The sequence below is a fragment of the Candidatus Symbiopectobacterium sp. NZEC127 genome, assembly GCF_025962675.1.
Classification (GTDB): domain Bacteria; phylum Pseudomonadota; class Gammaproteobacteria; order Enterobacterales; family Enterobacteriaceae; genus Symbiopectobacterium.
On the sequence record NZ_JAGFPG010000003.1, the window covers coordinates 235,358 to 255,106 of the forward strand.

Below are 19,749 nucleotides of genomic sequence, written 5' to 3' on the forward strand. Positions count from 1 at the left end.
GGCAGGCGAATGCACTCTCAAATCCCTTCGCCGGTATTAACCGGATCAGGTTCGACGGGTATTTTCTCAGCATAAATACCGTGCGTTGACAAAGCGATATCGTCAACAAACGGCCTGCACCCCGTTGAGAACGTCATTATTGTAAAGGGTTTGTAGCATCAGGGAAAGTCGGCGTCGTGCTCCGGCGGCACAAACCAGGCGGATTTGAAGTCGAACCAGCCCAACATATTCATGCGCACGCCGCGCATGCTGCGCTGCCCCTGCAACTGTAACCAGTGGTGAAACAGCGGATGGATCTCACCGCTTTCAATCAGGCGCTGGCTGAAATCAGCGATAGAGAGCGTTTGAGCGCGCCAGCGCTGTACATCTTGTTGTAACGAATCACTCAGGCAGTGACGCAGCAGCGGTAACTCATACAGCAGGGCGAACAGCGAGAACTCCAGCGGCGGGTAGCAGTTGACGCTGCTCAGCCAGATGTCGCTTTGCGCTTCTCCCAGATACCATTGCTCGTAGTCGACTTTCTGTATATGCAACGTAACGCCCTGCTGCGCCAACAGATCATGCATGATCTCGCCAATGATGCGGTACTCGGGGTGCTCCTGATAAAACGTCAGCGTCACGTCCGTGAGTCCGGCGGGTTTGGGTTGCAGGTTGACAAGACGCTGGTGGTGCCAGCGTGGCAACAGGCTGTACGCCGGTGACCAGTCATAGCGGCGCGTATTGTCGGTCTGGCCGAGCAGGGCAATGGGGTGGAAAATCTGACTGATCCAGCGGCGTACCTCGCTGTTCGCGCCCTGCGCAGAGCGGGTATCAAACAGCAGGAAATAGCACCCTTCCTCCATGCGGCTTTCCAGCTCGTCGCGCGTGGTGGTGTCGCTGTGTACCTGAATGGATACCGGCAGCTCTTCGGAGGCGTCTGGCAGCACCCAGATATTGACCTCATCGATCAGCGCCCGGTAGCCGAAATAGTCATCAAAGGCTTTTATTTTCAACTGGCTGTCGCTGTTTTTCTCCACCGCGTAGGGGCCGGTGCCGACAGGGTGGCGCGCAAAATCGGCCTGTGCCTGCCAGTCGTGGGGCAGGATCATGGCATGTGCGCTGCCGAGCAGCCAGGGGAGCCAGCCATCGGGTTCGCTCAGTTCCACATCGATAACGAAGGGAATGGGGGAGGTCACGCGTGTGATATGTGAGAACAAGGCCTGCGACGTCAAGCGCATCACCGAGGCGATGACATCCTTCATCACCAGCTCGCGCCCATCGTGGAACCGGATCGCCGGGCGCAAATAAAAACGCCAATGTTGAGGCGTAATTTGCTGCCAGTGGTGCGCGAGGTCCGGTGCGATTTCCCCATTTTCCTCATTTATCTTGGTTAACCCGCTGAAGATCTGCCTGACGATATGCATCTCTGAGCGTCGTAGTGCAGAACCGGGCAGAAGGTTACGCAGCGGACGGTAATAGAGCACGCGCAGCAGGTGTTTCCCCTGACGAAAACGGCGGCCCAAATGGGAAAGCAACATCTGGCGTACCGTCTCTTTATCACCGATCAACTGGATCAACTGTTCGACGCGATCCTGCTCCAGCAGGTCTTCTGCGCGCTGTTGTTGCAGCGTTAAGCCGGTATAGATAAAACTGAGACGGGAGCGTTTGCCGCGTCCCGCTTCCGCCTGCCACAGCAGCCATCCCTCTTTTTGCATGGCTCCGAGCAGTGAACGGATATGACGGCGCGAGCAGAGTAATACCCCGGCCAGCTCTTCGAGCGTGGTGTCGGTATCCTGCCCCTGAAAGCGCTGCCAGAGGCGCACAAACTGCTGTTGCAAACGTGTCGAAGACATAAAAGAGGAACTCCGCGAACTAAAGTCATCAATTTATCTTTCCCTATATTACGGCGATACTGCACAACATGGAAAGCACGGAGGTGGCTGATGGCGATTTCACGGCTCAATCAATTTTACCGGCACTACTTCTTGCACTGCCCTGGCTGCTGGCTGAGGAGGATCAGCGCCCAGCAAAAGCTGGCGTTGTTACAGCAAGTGACACAGTGGCATACCGATGAAATGTCGGAAGAAGAGTACCGGCACTGGCTCTAGTGCTGTTCAGGTAGTAGAGAAACTTCTGAGTAATGGTGCTTTTCACCAGCCAGCGGCCTGTGCCGCTGGCATTTTTGTGTGCATTTTGCGTATTAGGTAAGAGGCGTGTACACATTGCTTACAGAGACTATATGCAGACAGTCACGCTGAAAACGCCGAGACAAAGTAGATAAAACAGAGATGGGCCTTAGTCGCTTCATGACTAGTGAAGGACCGCTCAGAACCTGGTGCGCCGCTTCATGTCATCGAGAAGCGTCTCGGCCACCCGATGGGGACATTATGGCCCGTTACAACCTTCACGATTATCTCACTGATTAGTATCAGTGGCTGGATGTGTGGATTGAGCACCTTGAAAAAATGGTTGGTCGACCGTTAATCCCGCATTATAAACTGCAACCAATATCGGTTATAAACCCGATTAAATCAACATAACAAAAAAATTACATTAAATTATATTTTTTTGACTGTGGTTATTTCAATGTTACTTAATACATCAGCAGGGCGTTTATTAAATGATTTATCCATGTCCATGATAGGAACAGACAGTTCCATAAAAGAGATGACTTCACCAAAAGGATTACTCGAACACATTATCAATTTTATTACATTTGGTAAAATACGAAAAGATAAGGAGGATTTATATAATCAAATAATGACGAAAATGGAAAGTGCTTTTAGCGGACTCACAGCCAAAGAAATGGAAGATGGCAGGAAAATACACGTAGATTGCATTCATGGGTGTGAGGTGTCATTTTATTACACAGACCATACAAACAAAGTTACTGTAGAAGTAACAAAAGGCAATAAGTCAGAAAATCAAGAAATTGATGCTAAAAATTTTTTTAATATATTCCAAACACTCAAATTGAAAGCATTGCTCAATATCACCTGTATTAAAGATATCTTAACTGATGATGGGGTTATCAACCTGAAAGGCGTTAACCTGAGTGGTGCTGACCTGAAAGGCGCTTATCTAAGAAACGCAATTCTAAGCGATGTTGACCTGAAACGCGCTGATCTTAGCGGTGCTGACCTGAGCAATGCCAAACTAGACGGAGCTGACCTAACCCACGCTAACGTGTCAATGTCTGTTCTGAGTGAAGCTGACCTGACCAATGCTAATCTGAACTATGCTAGCTTGAAAAGGGCTGAGCTAAACGATGCTGTTCTGACCAATGCTAACCTGAGCAACGCTGACTTGACCCAAGCTGAGCTGCTAAATGCCAAACTAAACGGAGCAGACCTAACCCACGCAGACGCGACAATGTCTGTCCTGATTGAGGCTGACTTAACCAACGCGAACCTGAGCAACGCGAACTTGATCAGAGCTGACCTGAGCAACGCTGACTTGACCGATGCCAATCTGAGCAGCGCTAACCTGAAAAGAGCTAACCTGCGCGACGCAATATTAACAAGAGCTAACCTGCTCAAGATTAATGTGGAAGGAACTAACATGGCTGGAACTAACCCATTTGGACTATAGGCAGATGATAACCTTTAACCATGTAGATAAATTAGAAAATGAATGCAATGGTTTATTTTCCTATTATATAGAGGGGGGTGGGATTTGCATTACAAATCCTTGGTTATAAAATCGTTAGGTAATTGTTTGAGCTTGGTTCATTGATGTGTAATTTATAATTGTCTGTTTTTATTAATCGCATTTTAATTGGCAGGGTTATCATTTGATATTGATGTGATTTTTTTCACATGCGTGGTTGTTTATTTCAACACTGCAATGTGCAAGCCTGAAACCATCCAGACTTGCTTTTTATAAAGATCATTAATGCTAATTGGTGATCCTCATTCTGGCCGCCTAAACCCGATATAGGTGCGAAACAATCACCTTGCCGGGGTTTTTGCCAGCGCTGCCAGCAACATCTCTTTAGTCATACGCACACAGTAGGCAGGCGTACCTCGCTCAAAGCGCCATCCTTCGCCGAGCGCACCCACATCAATCGCATCAAAACCGAAGGTTTCGTACAATTCACGGGCAATCTGTTTGCCTTGCACATTGTCCCCCGCCAGTGGCAATGCCCGACGGTTGGGGCTGCCCGCCGGTAAACCATCGCTTTCCAATTGGGTCATCTGAATGGCATTGAACGCCTTGGTGATGATGGCTCCGGGTAAATGACGCGCCAGCAGTTCGCTGGTGGTGGTTTGCGCACTGTCGAGCGCATCAACCTGACCATCGCGCTCCGGGTAATAATTGACGGCATCAAGCACCTGCTTGCCCGCCAGCAGCGCGGCAGGCAATTGATCGATGGCCGTTAGCGGAACGGCTATCACCACCACATCACCAAACTGAACAGCTTGTTCCACCGTTCCTGCCTGACAGCCCACCATCGAGCGGAAGCTGAACAGCGTTTGCGGGCCGCGTGAGTTACTGAGCATCACTTGATGCCCGCTGTTAACCGCGAGCGTGGCAATCGTTCGCCCAACAAAGCCTGCGCCAATAATGCCTATTTTCATGCTGATCTCCTGTTGCGTCATTCATCAACAGAGAGCGTAATTCACCACTAAAATAAGATAAAATGACAAATGAGACATAAATAAACAACCAATTGGAGTGAATGATGGACAGGCTGACCAGCATGCACATCTTTGTTAAAGCCGCTGAGCTGGGCTCTTTTGCCGCAGTGGCAGAGGTGTTGCGCCTCTCCCCGCAAGGGGTGGCTAAGCATGTGGCTTGGCTGGAGGCGCGTCTCGGCGCACGCTTGCTCAACCGCACCACGCGACGTCAAAGTTTGACCGATATCGGCCGCAGCTATTATGAACGCTGCAAGATTGTGTTAGCGGAAGTTGAAGCGGCAGAGGCGATTGCGCTGGAGATGAAAGCAACGCCATCGGGGACCATTCGGGTTAATGCGCCCGTTACCTTTGGCGCTTATGCGCTTGCGCCCTTTATTACCCGCTATCTCGATCGTTATCCAGATACGCAGATCGAGCTGACGCTTAACGATCGGATGGTCGATCCGATTGAGGAGGGTTTTGAAGTGATCGTACGCATCGGTGAACTGGCCGACAGCTCGTTGATCGCCTGGCCGCTAAGGCCCTATCGGCTGATTGCCTGCGCCTCACCTACCTATGTGGCGCGCGAAGGTTTCCCTGAAAAACCCAGTGATTTGGCGCATCACGCTTGTCTGGTGTATGGCGAATGGACGCCCAGCGTGCCGTGTCGCTGGCTGTTCCAGCGTGAAGGGCAGAGCGAAGAAGTCCGGCCAACCGGGCGATTTCGCGCCAATGACTGGAAAGCGCTGCTGTATGCGGCAATCGAGGGCTATGGCGTCACCCTGGGTCCTGCCGATGTGTTAGACAAAGAGATTGAGGCCGGACGTTTGGTGCAGGTGCTGCCGGAGTATCAAGGCCCCGCCCGCCCGATGCATGTGCTGGTGCCTGCGGCACGGCGGCAAACGGTCAAGATTCGCTGTTTTGTGGCGGCGTTGAGGGAGGCTTTTGGCGAAGGTTTAGGCTTGTGAAAAAGAAGGCACCGCAGAGCGGTGCCTTGTGATTTAACGCAAAAATGCCGGTTGCTGCTGTTCGTAGCGGGCAATGGCGTCTTCGTGTTGCAACGTCAAGCCGATGCTGTCCAGCCCGTTGATCATGCAGTGACGGCGGAAGCTGTCGATCTCGAACGGGTATTTTTTCCCACCGGCATCGACCGTCTGCGCTTCCAGATCGACGGTAAAGGTAATGCCCTGTGTGCCGTCGACCAGTTTGAACAGGTCGTCGATATCAGCGTCACTCAGTTTTACCGGCAGCAGCTGGTTGTTAAACGCGTTACCGTAGAAAATATCCGCAAAGCTTGGGGCGATCACCACATGAAAACCGTAGTCGGTCAGCGCCCAGGGCGCGTGCTCACGGGAGGAACCGCAGCCGAAGTTTTCTCGCGCCAGCAGGACGGTAGCCTCTTTATAACGCGGTTTATTCAGCACAAACTCCGGGTTGGGCTGTTGGCCTGCGTCATCCAGAAAACGCCAGTCGTGAAACAGATGTTGGCCGAAACCGGTGCGCGTGACCTTCTGCAAAAATTGCTTGGGGATGATCGCGTCCGTGTCCACGTTGGCGGCGTCCAGCGGCACGACCAGCCCGGTATGTTGGGTAAATTTAGCCATCAGGCGTCTCCTTATTAATTCGCGGACGAAGGTAATTCGCGGATATCAGCGAAATGCCCTGTCACGGCGGCGGCGGCAGCCATCGCCGGGCTGACCAGGTGAGTACGGCCCGCACGCCCCTGACGGCCTTCAAAGTTACGGTTGCTGGTGGATGCACAACGCTCACCGGGGTTCAGGCGGTCATTGTTCATTGCCAGACACATGGAGCAGCCTGGCAGACGCCATTCGAAGCCCGCTTCGATAAACACTTTATCCAGACCTTCCAGTTCCGCCATGGTTTTCACCGGGCCAGAGCCGGGCACCACGATAGCCTGCACCCCTGCGGCCACTTTGCGCCCTTTGGCGATAGCGGCGGCAGCGCGCAAATCTTCGATACGCGAGTTGGTACAAGAACCGATAAACACTTTGTCGATGGCGACATCGGTCAGCTTGATGCCCGGTTGCAGATCCATATACGCCAACGCCTTGGCGGCAGAAGCGCGCTCAACCGGATCGCTAAAGGATTCAGGATCGGGGATATTCTGGTTCACGGCGATAACCTGACCGGGGTTGGTGCCCCAGGTTACCTGTGGCGCGATATCGGCAGCATCCAGTGTGACGACGGTGTCAAACACCGCATCTGCATCGGATTTCAACGTGCTCCAGTACGCCACGCCAGCGTCCCAATCGGCCCCTTTCGGCGCGAACTGGCGGCCTTTCAGGTAGGCAAACGTGGTTTCATCCGGTGCGACTAAACCGGCCTTTGCGCCCATTTCAATCGCCATGTTACACAGCGTCATGCGGCCTTCCATGCTCAACGCGCGGATGGCGTCGCCACAGAACTCCACCACGTGACCGGTACCGCCTGCGCTACCGGTTTTACCGATAATCGCCAGCACGATGTCTTTCGCGGTGATGCCGTGCGCAGCCTGGCCTGTCACTTCAATTTTCATGGCTTTGGCGCGGCCCTGTTTCAGGGTTTGCGTCGCCATCACATGTTCTACTTCGGAGGTGCCGATACCAAATGCCAGTGAACCAAAGGCACCGTGGGTAGCGGTATGGGAATCGCCGCACACAATGGTCATGCCCGGCAGGGTCATGCCCTGTTCCGGCCCGATAACGTGGACGATGCCTTGATACGGGTGGTTCAGATCGTACAACTGCACGCCAAACTCGGCGCAGTTCTTGATCAGTTCCTGCATCTGGATGCGGGCCATTTCACCGCAGGCATTGATGTCTTTGGTCTGGGTGGATACGTTGTGATCCATGGTGGCAAAGGTTTTGCCCGGCTGGCGCAGTTTGCGTCCCATGGCGCGCAAGCCATCAAAGGCCTGCGGCGAGGTGACTTCATGCACCAGATGGCGGTCGATATACAGCAGCGGCGTTTCGTTCTGCGCTTCGTACACCACGTGGGCATCAAACAGCTTCTGGTATAAGGTCTTGCTCATGGTTACACCCCTTGCGCCACAAAACGAGCAATGGCATCGCCCATTTCATCGGTGCTGATGGCTTTGGTGTCATTGCCCGCCAGATCGCCAGTACGATAGCCTTCGGCCAGCGCAGTGTTGACGGCGTTTTCGATGGCATCGGCTGCGTCATCGGCTTCCAGGCTGTAGCGCAGCAGCAGTGCCAGCGACAGGATCTGTGCGATAGGGTTGGCGATATTTTTGCCCGCGATATCCGGCGCAGAGCCGCCCGCCGGTTCGTACAGACCGAAACCTTGTTCGTTCAGGCTGGCGGAAGGCAGCATACCCATCGAGCCGGTGATCATCGCACATTCGTCAGACAGGATATCGCCAAACAGGTTGGAGCACAGCATCACGTCGAACTGGGACGGGTCTTTGATCAACTGCATGGTGGCGTTGTCGATGTACAGGTGCGCCAGCGCCACGTCCGGGTAGTCTTTGCTAACTTCGGTGACGATTTCACGCCACAGGATGGAGCTTTGCAGCACGTTGGCTTTATCGATGGAGGTAACTTTGCTGCGACGTTTGCGCGCCGACTCAAAGGCAATGCGGGCGATGCGTTCGATCTCGAAACGGTGATACACCTCGGTGTCGAAGGCGCGTTCGTGCTGGCCGCTGCCTTCACGGCCTTTCGGTTGGCCGAAGTAGATACCGCCGGTCAGTTCACGTACGCACAGAATGTCGAAACCGTTGGCGGCGATGTCGCTGCGCAGCGGGCAAAACGCTTCCAGCCCTTGATACAGACGTGCCGGGCGCAGGTTGCAGAACAGACGGAAATGCTTACGCAGCGGCAGCAGCGCGCCGCGCTCCGGTTGCTCAGCCGGCGGCAGATGCTCCCATTTCGGGCCGCCAACCGAGCCGAACAGAATGGCGTCAGCCTGCTCGCAACCGGCGACGGTGGCGGGGGGCAACGGTGTGCCCTGACGGTCGATGGCGATGCCGCCGACGTCATATTCGCTGGTGGTGATACGCAAACCGAAACGCTGGCGAACCGCGTCTAACACTTTATGGGCTTGCGCCATGACTTCCGGGCCGATGCCGTCACCGGGTAAGACGGCGATATGGTAACTCTTTGTCATCACACTGTTTCCTGGCTATTTTGTTGTTTGTTGTGGTGCTGCAAACGCTGAATTTCTTGTTCTACCAACTGTGCGCGTTTGATGTTGTTCAATACGTTGACCATCGCCTTGGCGGAGGATTCGACGATGTCAGTCGCCAGGCCCACGCCGTGGAAGCGGCGGCCTTGATAAGCGGCGACGATATCCACTTGCCCCAATGCATCGCGTCCCTGGCCCTTGGCGGACAACTGATATTTCACCAGTTCAATGCCGTAGCCCGTGATGCGGTTAATCGCCTGATAAACGGCATCGACCGGCCCGTTGCCGGTAGCGGCTTCGGCTTGCACCTCGCCACCACAGGCTAATTGCACTGACGCAGTGGCAATCGTGTTGGAGCCAGACTGCACGTTGAAGGCATCCAGACGGTAGAACTCTTCGTCTTCCTGCTGGCTATTAATAAAGGCCAATGCCTCCAGATCGTAGTCGAAAACCTGACCTTTTTTGTCGGCCAGCTTCAGGAAATCGGTGTACAACTGGTCCAGATTAAAATCGCTTTCTTGATAGCCCATCTCTTCCATGCGGTGTTTCACCGCCGCGCGGCCAGAACGGGAGGTCAGGTTCAACTGCACTTCTTTCAGACCGATGGATTCCGGCGTCATGATTTCGTAGTTGGAACGGTTTTTCAGCACGCCGTCCTGATGGATACCGGAAGAGTGGGCGAAGGCGTTAGAACCGATAATCGCTTTGTTGCCGGGGATCGGCATGTTGCAAATCTGGCTCACCAACTGGCTGGTGCGATAGATTTCCTGATGATTGATATTGGTGTGGACGTTCAGCATATCCTGACGGGTTTTGATCGCCATGATCACTTCTTCCAGCGCGGTGTTGCCTGCGCGCTCGCCCAGACCGTTCAACGTGCCTTCTACCTGACGTGCGCCAGCCTGCACCGCGGTGATGGAGTTGGCGACCGACATGCCCAGATCGTCATGGCAGTGCACGGAAATAATCGCTTTGTCGATGTTGGGTACACGATCGTACAGCGTGGAGATAATGCCGCCAAACTGATACGGCGTGGTGTAACCCACGGTGTCAGGGATGTTGATGGTGGTGGCACCGGCGTTAATCGCGGCTTCAACGATACGGCACAGGTTATCGATAGGGGTGCGGCCTGCATCTTCGCAGGAGAACTCTACGTCGTCGGTGTAGTTACGCGCCCGTTTGACGGAGTGAACCGCTTTCTCAATCACCTGCTCGAACGACAAACGCAGTTTGGATTCAATGTGCAGGGTGGACGTAGCCAGGAATACGTGAATACGGAAGGCTTCGGCAACGCGCAGCGCCTCGGCGGCGACATCGATATCTTTATCGACGCAGCGGGCCAAACCACACACGCGGCTGTTTTTAATCTGACGTGCAATGGTCTGTACCGATTCAAAATCGCCCGGTGAAGAGACCGGGAAACCGACTTCCATCACGTCCACGCCCAATCTTTCCAGCGCGTAGGCCACTTGCAGTTTCTCTTTTACACTCAGACTGGCTTGTAATGCCTGCTCACCATCACGCAATGTGGTATCGAAAATAATGACCTGCTGGCTCATTGGAAAGATTCCTTATCGTGTTTATTCGAGCGCCGAACGGGTAAAAAAAAACCCGCGCATCGGCGCGGGTTTTTCGTTCTGTGTAACGTGAAATCAGTTCTGACTTTCACCCACAGGCATACCGCGCAATGTTGATGCGTGTAGTAGTAGGCCTAGTAGGAAAGTATGTTTGAACATGATATCTCGTCTGATCCGATTAGCTATAAAATTCGCCATGCACCGCATATCTGCGGGGATGACATCGCTCGTGCCTTTATTGGTACTTGATTCTTGTGGGTATGTCAAGCATTTGTGGCAACGGTGTTGTGCCCTTGCCCGGTCGCTACGAAACCGTTTGCGTTGCCGCAGTCATGCAGGAGGCGCAATGGGGGCAGATGTGCGTGGCGTCAACCTTCCGTGATGCCAACGTGAAAGATCGTTGCGGTTTCTGGCAAGATCAGTAGACTGCGCCAAAATAATAAACAGTTGTACGCTGAAATTTCCCAGGCTCATTTTTATTATGTCTACCCATTTGTCGCAATACCATTTGGTTGAACGCATCCAACACCAGATTGCCCATTGTTCCGGCCGTACCGCACTGCGTGAATGGTCTGCCTCTGGCGAAACGCAGCTCACATGGTTTCAGGCCGGTGTGCGTATCCGTCGCATTGCCTGTGCCCTGCTCTCGCTGGGGATTGAGGCTCAAGAGCGCGTCGCGTTGTTCTCTCATAATTCGCTCAACTGGTCGCTGGCGGATCTCGCGACGCTGTACGTGCGTGGCGTTACCGTACCGATTTATGCCACCAACACGGCGACACAGGCCGCGTTTATCATCAATGACGCGGATATCCGCACCATTTTTGTCGGTTCTCAGCCACAGTATGATGCGGTATTGGCGCTGTTGCCGGAGTGCCCGCAGCTTAAGCGCATCATTGTTATTGATGATAATGTGAACCTGCATCATTGCCCGTTGGCGTTGACGCTGGCGGCGTTTGAAACTGATGTGGATGACGCCTACTGGCAGCCTGCGCTGCAACAGCGCATTGATGCGCGTACGCTGGACGATCTTTTTACGTTGATCTACACCTCCGGTACCACCGGTGAGCCGAAAGGGGTGATGCTGGACTACGCCAACATGGCGATGGTGCTGAAGCTGCACGATGAGCGCCTGTGCGTGTCGCAGGACGATATCTCTCTGAGTTTCCTGCCGCTGTCCCATGTGTTTGAGCGCGCCTGGGCGTTTTACATCATGCACACCGGTGCGCAAAACGTCTATCTGACCGACACCAATCTGGTACGCAACGCGATGCAGGCCGTCTCGCCAACCGTGATGTGTGCGGTGCCGCGTTTCTACGAAAAAGTGTACAGCGCCATCCACGAAAAAGTGGCACAGGCACCCTGGCACCGTCGCACGCTGTTTAACTGGGCCATCGCACAGGGGCGTAAGACGTTTCTGGCGCGCGTCGCGGGAAAATCACGCTCGCCGTTGCAGGCGCTGCTGCATCGCGTCGCCGATCGTCTGGTGCTGACCAAGCTGCGTGCCCTGCTGGGCGGTAAAATTCGCTTTATGCCTGCGGCTGGCGCGCATCTGGATGACAATATCATTCTGTTTTTCCAGTCGATGGGCGTGCGCATCATTTACGGTTATGGCATGACGGAAACCTGTGCCACGGTATCGTGCTGGGAAGCGAATAAGGTACGGCTGGGCTCGATCGGCACGCCACTGCCGGGCATTGACGTGCGCATTGGCGACGAAAACGAAATTCAGGTGCGCGGTGCTACGCTGATGCGCGGTTATTTCCGCCGCCCGCAGGAAACCGCTGAAGCCTTCACCGCCGATGGCTGGCTGAAAACCGGCGATGCCGGGAAGCTGGATGCCGAGGGTAACCTGTATATCACCGAGCGTCTGAAAGACCTGATGAAAACCTCCGGTGGAAAATATATCGCGCCGCAGCATCTGGAAGGCACCTTGGGGCAAGACCGCTTTATCGAGCAGGTGGCGGTGATTGCCGATGCGCGCAAATACGTGTCTGCGTTGATTGTGCCTTGCTTTGAAGCGCTGGAAGAGTACGCGGCATCGGCCAACCTTAAGTATCACGACAGGCTCGAACTGTTACGTCACAGTCACATTATTGCGCTGTTTGAACAGCGCCTGCGCGAGATGCAAAAAGAGCTGTCGCGCGTCGAGCAGGTCAAACGCTTTACCTTGCTGGCGACCCCTTTCTCCATGGAGAGCGGGGAGTTGACGCCGACATTGAAACTGCGACGTAAGATCATCGCCCAGCGCTATCAGCTGGAAATCGATGCCATGTATGGCGAATAACCCCGAATGACTTACCGCGTGTGAGAGACACGAATTCAGACTGATGACAAAGTCACTTACCCCCTCGTCATCCTCGGCGTAAGCCGGGGATCTCTGTAAGGATAAACGCGTTTCTTCGGCAAGAGATTCCCGCTTGCGCGGGAATGACGGTGGGAGTACGGCGGTTTGTCTGCAACCTCATTTTTAACTTTTTTGCTGAAAATTTCCCGCTGCCATTGACCGTCATCGCGGAATAATCACTATCCGCGATGACGCCGTTCAGCGTTTTATCTTAGCTGAATCCCTTCTGGCGGTGTAAACCCGTTTCCACTTGTTTGTTCCGCGCTTCGCCCTTGTTTGCCTGTGCCATCGTCTAACGTTATGGTTATCGGCTATATTCAAATTCTGGATAAGAAAATGACGCGTGTCGCGCTGCGATAGCAGTGCCGCGATGCCGCTCTCAGAACGAAAAGAGGCAATCCCATGGAGATGTTGTCAGGCGCCGAGATGGTGGTTCGATCGTTGATCGATCAGGGCGTGAAATATGTGTTCGGGTATCCGGGCGGGGCGGTATTGGATATTTACGATGCGCTACACACCGTGGGCGGCATTGACCATATCCTGGTGCGCCACGAGCAGGGTGCGGTGCACATGGCGGATGGTTACGCGCGCGCCACCGGCGATGTCGGCGTGGTGCTGGTCACCTCGGGTCCCGGTGCCACCAATGCCATTACCGGTATTGCCACGGCCTACATGGACTCCATCCCGATGGTGGTGCTGTCTGGTCAGGTAGCCACCTCGCTTATCGGTTATGACGCGTTTCAGGAATGCGACATGGTCGGTATTTCTCGTCCGGTGGTGAAGCACAGCTTTCTGGTCAAACAGGCCGAAGATGTGCCCACGGTGCTGAAGAAGGCGTTCTATCTGGCAGCAAGCGGGCGTCCTGGTCCGGTGGTGGTGGATTTGCCGAAAGACGTGATGAGCCCGGCCAACAAACTGCCGTACCTCTATCCCGACGCGGTTACCATGCGCTCCTACAACCCGACGATTCAAGGGCATAAGGGGCAGATTCGTCGTGCGCTGCAAACCTTGTTAAGCGCCCAGTCACCGATCATTTATGCGGGTGGTGGGGTTATCAATGCGGAGTGCCATGAAGAACTGCGCCAACTGGCAGAGCGTTTGAACCTGCCGGTGACCAACTCTCTGATGGGATTGGGCGGTTTTCCCGGTACCCACCGTCAGTGTCTGGGCATGCTCGGCATGCACGGCACGTACGAAGCCAACATGGCGATGCACAATGCCGACGTGATCTTTGCTGTCGGCGTGCGTTTTGACGATCGCACCACCAACAATCTGGCGAAGTACTGCCCGAATGCCACGGTGTTGCATATCGATATCGATCCGGCCTCCATTTCGAAAACGGTCAATGCGGATATTCCCATTGTCGGAGATGCACGCCAGGTGCTGGCGCTGATGCTGGAACTGCTGGATCAGGGTGAGACGCAGCAGAATTTTGACGCGTTGCGCGACTGGTGGCAGCGCATTGAGCAGTGGCGTGCGCGCCAATGCCTGAAATACCCGTTAGACAGCGACAAGATCAAGCCGCAGGCGGTGATTGAAACCCTGCACCGTTTGACCGACGGCAAAGCCTATGTGGCGTCGGACGTCGGGCAGCACCAGATGTTTGCCGCGCTGTATTATCCGTTCGATCTGCCGCGCCGCTGGGTCAACTCCGGTGGCCTTGGCACCATGGGCTTCGGCCTGCCGGCGGCACTCGGTATCAAGCTGGCATTGCCGGAAGAGACGGTGATTTGCGTGACCGGTGACGGCAGTATCCAGATGAACATTCAGGAGCTGTCCACGGCGTTACAGTATGATTTACCGGTGGTGGTGATTAACCTCAATAACCGCTTCCTCGGCATGGTGAAGCAGTGGCAGGACATGATCTACTCAGGCAGGCATTCCAACTCCTACATGGAATCGCTGCCGGATTTTGTCAAACTGGCGGAAGCCTATGGGCACGTTGGTATTGCCATTACGTCGCCGCAGGAATTGGAAAGCAAGCTGAGCGAAGCGCTGGCGGTGAAAAATCGCCTGGTGTTCGTGGACATCACCATCGACAGCAGTGAGCACGTTTATCCTATGCAGGTGCGCGGTGGCGGCATGGATGAAATGTGGTTGAGCAAAACGGAGAGGACCTGATCATGCGCCGGATTTTATCTGTGTTATTGGAAAACGAATCTGGGGCATTGTCGCGCGTTGTCGGCCTGTTCTCCCAGCGTGGGTATAATATCGAAAGCCTGACGGTGGCACCGACCGACGATCCAACGCTGTCGCGTATGACCATTCAGACGGTGGGCGATGCCAAGGTTATCGAGCAGATCGAGAAGCAACTGCACAAGCTGGTTGACGTGCTGCGCGTGAGCGAACTGGGGCAGGGGTCGCACGTTGAGCGTGAAATCATGCTGGTGAAATTGCAGGCGACCGGCTATGGCCGGGAAGAAGTGAAGCGCAGCACCGACATTTTTCGTGGGCAGATTGTGGATGTCACGGCCACGCTCTACACCGTGCAATTGGCGGGCACCAGTGACAAACTGGATGCGTTCCTGAGCGCAGTGCGTGACGTGGCAGAAATTGTCGAGGTGGCGCGCTCCGGTATTGTCGGCGTATCACGCGGCGATAAGATTATGCGCTAATTTTCCTTCCGCTGATCTATGATAAAGAGGCTCGTCGTATCGGCGGGCCTTTTATTTTTCTCTCTATACCCGTCATACTTCAAGTTGCAGGTGCGTTGGCTGCGTTCACTCACCCGAATCACTTACCTGAGTAAGCTCATCGGGATTCATTTACTTGCCGCCTTCCTGCAACTCGAATTATTTAGGGTATATAGCCCTGAACAACAATAAAGCGGTTGCTGATTTCCAGCTTCTGCGGTTAGATCTATACGATATCCATGCTTAAAATATGGACATCCTTATTTTTTATTTTCCAGCTTATTTAAAGGGGCTAACGTGAAACTGGATGAAATCGCGCGCCTTGCGGGCGTTTCACGCACTACCGCCAGCTACGTTATCAATGGCAAGGCCAAACAATACCGCGTCAGTGATAAAACCGTAGAAAAAGTGATGTCGGTGGTGCGTGAGCACAATTATCATCCCAATGCGGTGGCTGCTGGATTACGCGCTGGGCGTACCCGTTCTATCGGGCTGGTGATTCCGGATCTGGAAAACACCAGCTATACCAAAATTGCCAATTATCTGGAGCGTCAGGCGCGTCAGCGCGGTTATCAACTGCTGATTGCCTGCTCTGAAGATCAGCCGGATAACGAGATGCGCTGCATTGAGCATCTGCTGCAACGCCAGGTTGATGCCATTATCGTGTCGACGGCGCTGCCTCCGGAGCATCCGTTCTATCAGCGTTGGGCCGGGGACAGCTTGCCGATTATCGCGTTGGATCGCGCGTTGGATCGCGAGCACTTCACCAGCGTCGTCGGGGCGGATTGCGAGGATGCGGAGATGCTGGCGCAGGAACTGCGCAAGATCCCGGCGGAGTCGGTGCTCTATCTCGGCGCGCTGCCGGAGCTTTCTGTCAGTTTCCTGCGCGAGCAGGGGTTTCGGATGGCGTGGGCAGAGGATCCGCGGCAGGTGAATTTCCTCTATGCCAACAGCTATGAACGCTCAGCGGCAGCAGCGGCTTTTGAAGAGTATTTGCTGCATCACCCGATGCCGCAGGCGCTGTTCACCACCTCGTTTCCGCTGTTGCAAGGGGTGATGGACGTTACCCTCAAGCAGAGCGGACGGCTGCCGAACAATTTGGCGATTGCCACCTTTGGTGACAACGAACTGCTCGATTTCCTCGAATGCCCGGTGCTTTCGGTGGCGCAGCGCCATCGTGAAGTGGCTGAACGGGTGCTGGAGTTGGTGCTGGCAAGTTTGGATGAACCGAAGAAGCCCAAGCCCGGTTTGACCCGCATTCGGCGCAGTCTCTACCGGCGTGGTTCACTCAGTCGTCGTTAGTTTGGGATTATTCCTAATAAAAAAGCCATCCGTTATCAGGATGGCTTTTTTGTTGCCTGCGTTTTAGTGGCGGCCTGAATTTCAGCCCGGCACCGCAACGCGAAACAGACGGCGACAGTAATCGAGAAAGTACCCGTAGGCGACACCCATCACCATGGATATCAACACATTGCTGGTTACCGCCGCAACGATCTGCTGCGGGTTGGCACCAATAAACCACAGAATGGCAACATACACCGGCGATTGAAAGCTGACGTAGGCAAACAGGTCTGCCAGATTTTTCACCCAGGTACCGTGCGTGACGTAGCGCTGAGACAGACGCAGGATACGATCGCGGTATAGGCCGTAGGGCCAGGCAATCACGATGTTAACGGGGATCGACACCAGCCGTGAGGAAAGCGACTGCTGGAAGCTCATGCCAGACAGCAAGGTCTCAATTAGCATACCCGTTATAAAACAGTAGATTACCATAGCGAATGTATCCGCTACCGCACTACGCAATCGGGATTCAGGAGAGAACATGCAGAGAGACTCCGTTATACAGTTAATTGGATTAAATGCAGTGAATTATGTCGGTGTATTTTATGTGCGTAGTGTACTTCACTGGATGTTGAAGTTGTAAGTAGCGATAAATTTTTATTTTTTCATGCTTTTTTCTTATGGACGCTACTTTATAGAAAAAAGGTGGCATGGCGGTTTATTAAGCGCGGCAGTCGGAGGAATTATGTTTATAAACAATTGGTTGTGTTTTCTGGTTTGGCGACTATTTTACGATGGGCAAATTGCCCCCTGTTAACCCAAATAACAGCGCGAAACGCGAGGGTTTTAGGAATACTCTTATAATATAATAATTAACCGACGAACTTAGTGGTTAACGGTAAAAAGCCTCAATTGTTTTTCGTAACCTTAAATAAAGAAAAATTGACAGCATCATTGCTAAAAAGAAAATAGAATAGCGTGCCGACATTGTTGTAACAGTGGAATGGGATGCGCGATAGCATTAGGTAAAAATGTGACCGGTATCGGTCTGGAGTGCGCTGCGGGCAAGCGCCGGGCGTGGGTGAAGAAGGAGGAATACGGCGACGGTTTCACAAGCGTTTTATGATTAATGGTAAATTTAAGTAAAAATGAGAAATTATTACTCTTTCTTTCTGATTGTTTATCCAGAAATAATTTTTCCTCAAATTTTCATGGCGTTAATCTCCCTTTATTTCCGTCTGTTATTCCATTTTATGCCATTCATGTCCGTCTTGAGGCAGAAATAATTCCAAAGCGCGCCCGCTCTGGCTTGACAAGGTTTTCATACCCTCCGTAAACTCATCAATGTGGGAATTTGTGGGATAAAGTGGTGAAAAGGGTCATGAAGGGGTAACTCGAGCATGTTTCGTGGGGCTACGCTGATTAATCTCGACAGTAAAGGCCGGCTTGCCGTTCCTACCCGTTATCGGGAAACGCTGTCAGAGACAACGCAAGGTCAGATGGTTTGTACCATTGACCTCCATCAGCCCTGTCTGCTGCTTTACCCCCTGCCTGAGTGGGAAATCATTGAACAAAAGTTGTCGCGTCTGTCGAGCATGAATCCTGCGGAGCGCCGCGTGCAGCGGTTGCTGTTGGGTCATGCCAGTGAGTGCCAGATGGACAATGCCGGGCGTCTGCTGATTGCCAGCACGCTGCGGCAACATGCGAGCCTGACGAAAGAAGTGATGCTGGTCGGCCAGTTCAACAAGTTTGAACTGTGGGATGAGCAAGCCTGGTATCAACAGGTCAAGGACGATATAGACGCTGAGCAATCCTCTGAGGCTCCGTTGTCGGAGAGATTGCAAGATTTATCACTGTAGTCATGCTGAAAAAAATACATGCCGGAAAATTATAAACACACCACTGTGCTGTTGGACGAAGCGGTTAATGGCCTCAATATCCGCGCTGACGGCACATACATCGACGGTACGTTTGGCCGTGGTGGCCATTCGCGACTGATCCTTTCCCGTCTCGGACCGGAAGGGCGCCTTGTGGCTATCGATCGCGATCCTCAGGCTATTGCCGCCGCCGAGGCGATTCAAGATTCACGCTTTTCTATTGTTCACGGACCTTTTTCCGCACTGGCAAGCTACGTGGAGACCCTGGGATTAACCGGGCGTATCGACGGCGTGCTGCTCGATTTAGGTGTTTCTTCGCCGCAGTTGGACGATCCTGAACGCGGTTTTTCCTTTATGCGTGATGGCCCGTTGGACATGCGCATGGACCCGACACGCGGCCAGTCAGCGGCACAATGGTTGCAAACGGCAGAAGTCGACGACATTGCCTGGGTGTTGAAAACCTTTGGCGAAGAGCGGTTTGCCAAGCGCATTGCGCGCGCCATTGTTGAACGCAACAGCACAGAACCGATGACGCGCACGCGCGAGTTGGCGGCGCTGATTGCGGCGGCCAGCCCGATGAAAGAGCGGCACAAGCACCCGGCAACCCGCAGTTTTCAGGCGATCCGCATTTATATCAACAGTGAGCTGGATGAGATCGAGCAGGCGCTGAACGGCGCGCTAACGGCGCTGGCTCCGCAAGGCCGCTTGTCGATCATCAGTTTTCATTCGCTGGAAGATCGTATTGTGAAGCGTTTTATGCGCCATCACAGCCGTGGGCCACAGGTGCCCGCCGGGATACCGTTAACCGAAGCGCAACTGCGTGCGCAAGGCGGTCAAACGCTGAAAACGGTGGGCAAGATGATGCCGCCGGAAGCCGAAGTGGCAGAAAACCCGAGAGCGCGTAGCTCCGTGTTACGTATCGCGGAACGGCTAGCGGAATGATAAGCAATGAGCGGCACAGCCTGGCGGGTATTATCGGCCAGGACATCCTTCGTCACGGCAAATTGCCGCTGCTGCTGCTGATTGGTGCATTGGTCTCTGCGGTGCTGGTGGTGACGACGGCGCACAAAACGCGCCTGCTGACCGCGCAGCGTGAGCAGTTGTTGTTGGAGCGCGATGCGTTGGATATCGAATGGCGCAACCTGATTCTGGAAGAGAACGCCTTGGGCGATCACAGTCGGGTGGAACGTATCGCAACGGAAAAACTGCACATGGGTCACGTGGACCCGGCGCAGGAAAATATCGTAGTCAAACAGTGAGTCTGGTTGAACATGAGAGCATAGGTACTCATTT

The 19,749-nt window shown here is 53.8% G+C and carries 18 protein-coding genes and 1 riboswitch; of the genes, 11 read left to right on the top strand and 7 right to left on the bottom strand.

The features are described 5' to 3' along the window. Positions 1 to 4: 4 nt before the first annotated feature. A riboswitch (TPP riboswitch) is annotated at positions 5 to 134 on the bottom strand. Between the two features lie 24 nt (positions 135 to 158). After that, positions 159 to 1,832 carry an HTH-type transcriptional regulator SgrR gene (gene sgrR / locus J5069_RS14515; RefSeq protein WP_264644550.1) on the bottom strand — a complete coding sequence of 558 codons (1,674 nt, stop codon included), beginning with the start codon at positions 1,830 to 1,832 and terminating at the stop codon, positions 159 to 161. Positions 1,833 to 1,922: 90 nt separating this feature from the next. On the opposite strand from sgrR, the gene sgrT reads away from it, so the two are divergent. Beyond that, positions 1,923 to 2,087 carry a glucose uptake inhibitor SgrT gene (sgrT, locus tag J5069_RS14520; protein WP_264644551.1) on the top strand — a complete coding sequence of 55 codons (165 nt, stop codon included), beginning with the start codon at positions 1,923 to 1,925 and terminating at the stop codon, positions 2,085 to 2,087. A 478-nt stretch (positions 2,088 to 2,565) separates the two neighbouring features. After that, a complete protein-coding gene (locus J5069_RS14525) occupies positions 2,566 to 3,570 on the top strand; it encodes a pentapeptide repeat-containing protein (protein WP_264644552.1) in 1,005 nt (334 codons plus the stop codon). A gap of 359 nt (positions 3,571 to 3,929) precedes the next feature. Here the strand turns inward: J5069_RS14525 and J5069_RS14530 are convergent, their stop codons facing one another. Next, positions 3,930 to 4,559 (bottom strand): NADPH-dependent F420 reductase, encoded by a 630-nt coding sequence (locus J5069_RS14530; protein WP_264644553.1) that lies wholly within the window; start codon positions 4,557 to 4,559, stop codon positions 3,930 to 3,932. A gap of 104 nt (positions 4,560 to 4,663) precedes the next feature. Between J5069_RS14530 and J5069_RS14535 the strand changes: the two genes are divergently transcribed. Continuing rightward, positions 4,664 to 5,566, top strand: coding sequence for a LysR family transcriptional regulator (locus J5069_RS14535; protein WP_264644772.1), 903 nt, complete (start codon positions 4,664 to 4,666; stop codon positions 5,564 to 5,566). Between the two features lie 33 nt (positions 5,567 to 5,599). Here J5069_RS14535 and leuD read toward each other — a convergent pair whose 3' ends face one another. Genes leuD through leuA form a run of 4 tightly spaced genes read right to left on the bottom strand, consistent with a single transcriptional unit; the run spans position 5,600 to position 10,303 of the window. Continuing rightward, on the bottom strand, positions 5,600 to 6,202 hold the full coding sequence (gene leuD, locus J5069_RS14540; RefSeq protein WP_264644554.1) for a 3-isopropylmalate dehydratase small subunit: 603 nt from the start codon (positions 6,200 to 6,202) through the stop codon (positions 5,600 to 5,602). Positions 6,203 to 6,216: 14 nt separating this feature from the next. Further along, entirely contained in the window at positions 6,217 to 7,629 is a 1,413-nt protein-coding gene (gene leuC / locus J5069_RS14545) for a 3-isopropylmalate dehydratase large subunit (protein WP_264644555.1), read from the bottom strand. 2 nt (positions 7,630 to 7,631) lie between these two features. Then, the gene (gene leuB / locus J5069_RS14550) at positions 7,632 to 8,726 is read right to left on the bottom strand and encodes a 3-isopropylmalate dehydrogenase (protein ID WP_264644556.1); all 1,095 of its coding nucleotides are present in this window, start codon (positions 8,724 to 8,726) and stop codon (positions 7,632 to 7,634) included. Continuing rightward, positions 8,726 to 10,303 (bottom strand): 2-isopropylmalate synthase, encoded by a 1,578-nt coding sequence (gene leuA / locus J5069_RS14555; protein WP_264644557.1) that lies wholly within the window; start codon positions 10,301 to 10,303, stop codon positions 8,726 to 8,728. Before leuA ends, leuB begins: the two co-directional genes overlap by 1 nt. Positions 10,304 to 10,581: 278 nt before the next feature. Here leuA and J5069_RS14560 point away from each other — a divergent pair, with 278 nt between their 5' ends. The 5 genes from J5069_RS14560 (at position 10,582) to cra (ending at position 16,600) form a co-directional block, all read left to right on the top strand. Continuing rightward, positions 10,582 to 10,746, top strand: coding sequence for a hypothetical protein (locus J5069_RS14560; RefSeq protein WP_264644558.1), 165 nt, complete (start codon positions 10,582 to 10,584; stop codon positions 10,744 to 10,746). Positions 10,747 to 10,802: 56 nt separating this feature from the next. After that, on the top strand, positions 10,803 to 12,605 hold the full coding sequence (locus J5069_RS14565; protein WP_264644559.1) for an AMP-dependent synthetase/ligase: 1,803 nt from the start codon (positions 10,803 to 10,805) through the stop codon (positions 12,603 to 12,605). A gap of 462 nt (positions 12,606 to 13,067) precedes the next feature. Beyond that, entirely contained in the window at positions 13,068 to 14,786 is a 1,719-nt protein-coding gene (ilvI, locus tag J5069_RS14570; protein WP_264644560.1) for an acetolactate synthase 3 large subunit, read from the top strand. A 2-nt stretch (positions 14,787 to 14,788) separates the two neighbouring features. Then, positions 14,789 to 15,280: an acetolactate synthase small subunit gene (gene ilvN, locus J5069_RS14575; protein ID WP_264644561.1), complete on the top strand. Its 492-nt coding sequence runs from the start codon at positions 14,789 to 14,791 to the stop codon at positions 15,278 to 15,280. A gap of 315 nt (positions 15,281 to 15,595) precedes the next feature. Next, entirely contained in the window at positions 15,596 to 16,600 is a 1,005-nt protein-coding gene (gene cra / locus J5069_RS14580) for a catabolite repressor/activator (protein ID WP_264644562.1), read from the top strand. Between the two features lie 81 nt (positions 16,601 to 16,681). On the opposite strand, the gene J5069_RS14585 is transcribed toward cra, so the two are convergent. After that, positions 16,682 to 17,122 carry an L-alanine exporter AlaE gene (locus J5069_RS14585; RefSeq protein ID WP_264644563.1) on the bottom strand — a complete coding sequence of 147 codons (441 nt, stop codon included), beginning with the start codon at positions 17,120 to 17,122 and terminating at the stop codon, positions 16,682 to 16,684. 857 nt (positions 17,123 to 17,979) lie between these two features. On the opposite strand from J5069_RS14585, the gene mraZ reads away from it, so the two are divergent. The 3 genes from mraZ to ftsL are packed head-to-tail and all read left to right on the top strand — an operon-like array spanning position 17,980 to position 19,715. Further along, positions 17,980 to 18,438, top strand: coding sequence for a division/cell wall cluster transcriptional repressor MraZ (mraZ, locus tag J5069_RS14590; RefSeq protein ID WP_264644564.1), 459 nt, complete (start codon positions 17,980 to 17,982; stop codon positions 18,436 to 18,438). 18 nt (positions 18,439 to 18,456) lie between these two features. Then, on the top strand, positions 18,457 to 19,398 hold the full coding sequence (rsmH, locus tag J5069_RS14595; protein WP_264644565.1) for a 16S rRNA (cytosine(1402)-N(4))-methyltransferase RsmH: 942 nt from the start codon (positions 18,457 to 18,459) through the stop codon (positions 19,396 to 19,398). Next, a complete protein-coding gene (ftsL, locus tag J5069_RS14600) occupies positions 19,395 to 19,715 on the top strand; it encodes a cell division protein FtsL (RefSeq protein WP_222158201.1) in 321 nt (106 codons plus the stop codon). Before rsmH ends, ftsL begins: the two co-directional genes overlap by 4 nt. Positions 19,716 to 19,749 lie beyond the last annotated feature (34 nt).

Excerpts from the sequence above, each read along its gene's own strand:
- ilvI (WP_264644560.1), top strand. The coding sequence starts at position 13,068 with ATGGAGATGTTGTCAGGCGCCGAGATGGTGGTTCGATCGTTGATCGAT.
- J5069_RS14585 (WP_264644563.1), bottom strand. The coding sequence starts at position 17,122 with ATGTTCTCTCCTGAATCCCGATTGCGTAGTGCGGTAGCGGATACATTC.
- J5069_RS14525 (WP_264644552.1), top strand. The coding sequence starts at position 2,566 with ATGTTACTTAATACATCAGCAGGGCGTTTATTAAATGATTTATCCATG.
- leuC (WP_264644555.1), bottom strand. The coding sequence starts at position 7,629 with ATGAGCAAGACCTTATACCAGAAGCTGTTTGATGCCCACGTGGTGTAC.
- leuB (WP_264644556.1), bottom strand. The coding sequence starts at position 8,726 with ATGACAAAGAGTTACCATATCGCCGTCTTACCCGGTGACGGCATCGGC.
- J5069_RS14535 (WP_264644772.1), top strand. The coding sequence starts at position 4,664 with ATGGACAGGCTGACCAGCATGCACATCTTTGTTAAAGCCGCTGAGCTG.
- sgrR (WP_264644550.1), bottom strand. The coding sequence starts at position 1,832 with ATGTCTTCGACACGTTTGCAACAGCAGTTTGTGCGCCTCTGGCAGCGC.
- J5069_RS14560 (WP_264644558.1), top strand. The coding sequence starts at position 10,582 with ATGTCAAGCATTTGTGGCAACGGTGTTGTGCCCTTGCCCGGTCGCTAC.
- rsmH (WP_264644565.1), top strand. The coding sequence starts at position 18,457 with ATGCCGGAAAATTATAAACACACCACTGTGCTGTTGGACGAAGCGGTT.
- J5069_RS14565 (WP_264644559.1), top strand. The coding sequence starts at position 10,803 with ATGTCTACCCATTTGTCGCAATACCATTTGGTTGAACGCATCCAACAC.
- mraZ (WP_264644564.1), top strand. The coding sequence starts at position 17,980 with ATGTTTCGTGGGGCTACGCTGATTAATCTCGACAGTAAAGGCCGGCTT.
- leuD (WP_264644554.1), bottom strand. The coding sequence starts at position 6,202 with ATGGCTAAATTTACCCAACATACCGGGCTGGTCGTGCCGCTGGACGCC.
- sgrT (WP_264644551.1), top strand. The coding sequence starts at position 1,923 with ATGGCGATTTCACGGCTCAATCAATTTTACCGGCACTACTTCTTGCAC.
- ilvN (WP_264644561.1), top strand. The coding sequence starts at position 14,789 with ATGCGCCGGATTTTATCTGTGTTATTGGAAAACGAATCTGGGGCATTG.
- leuA (WP_264644557.1), bottom strand. The coding sequence starts at position 10,303 with ATGAGCCAGCAGGTCATTATTTTCGATACCACATTGCGTGATGGTGAG.
- ftsL (WP_222158201.1), top strand. The coding sequence starts at position 19,395 with ATGATAAGCAATGAGCGGCACAGCCTGGCGGGTATTATCGGCCAGGAC.
- J5069_RS14530 (WP_264644553.1), bottom strand. The coding sequence starts at position 4,559 with ATGAAAATAGGCATTATTGGCGCAGGCTTTGTTGGGCGAACGATTGCC.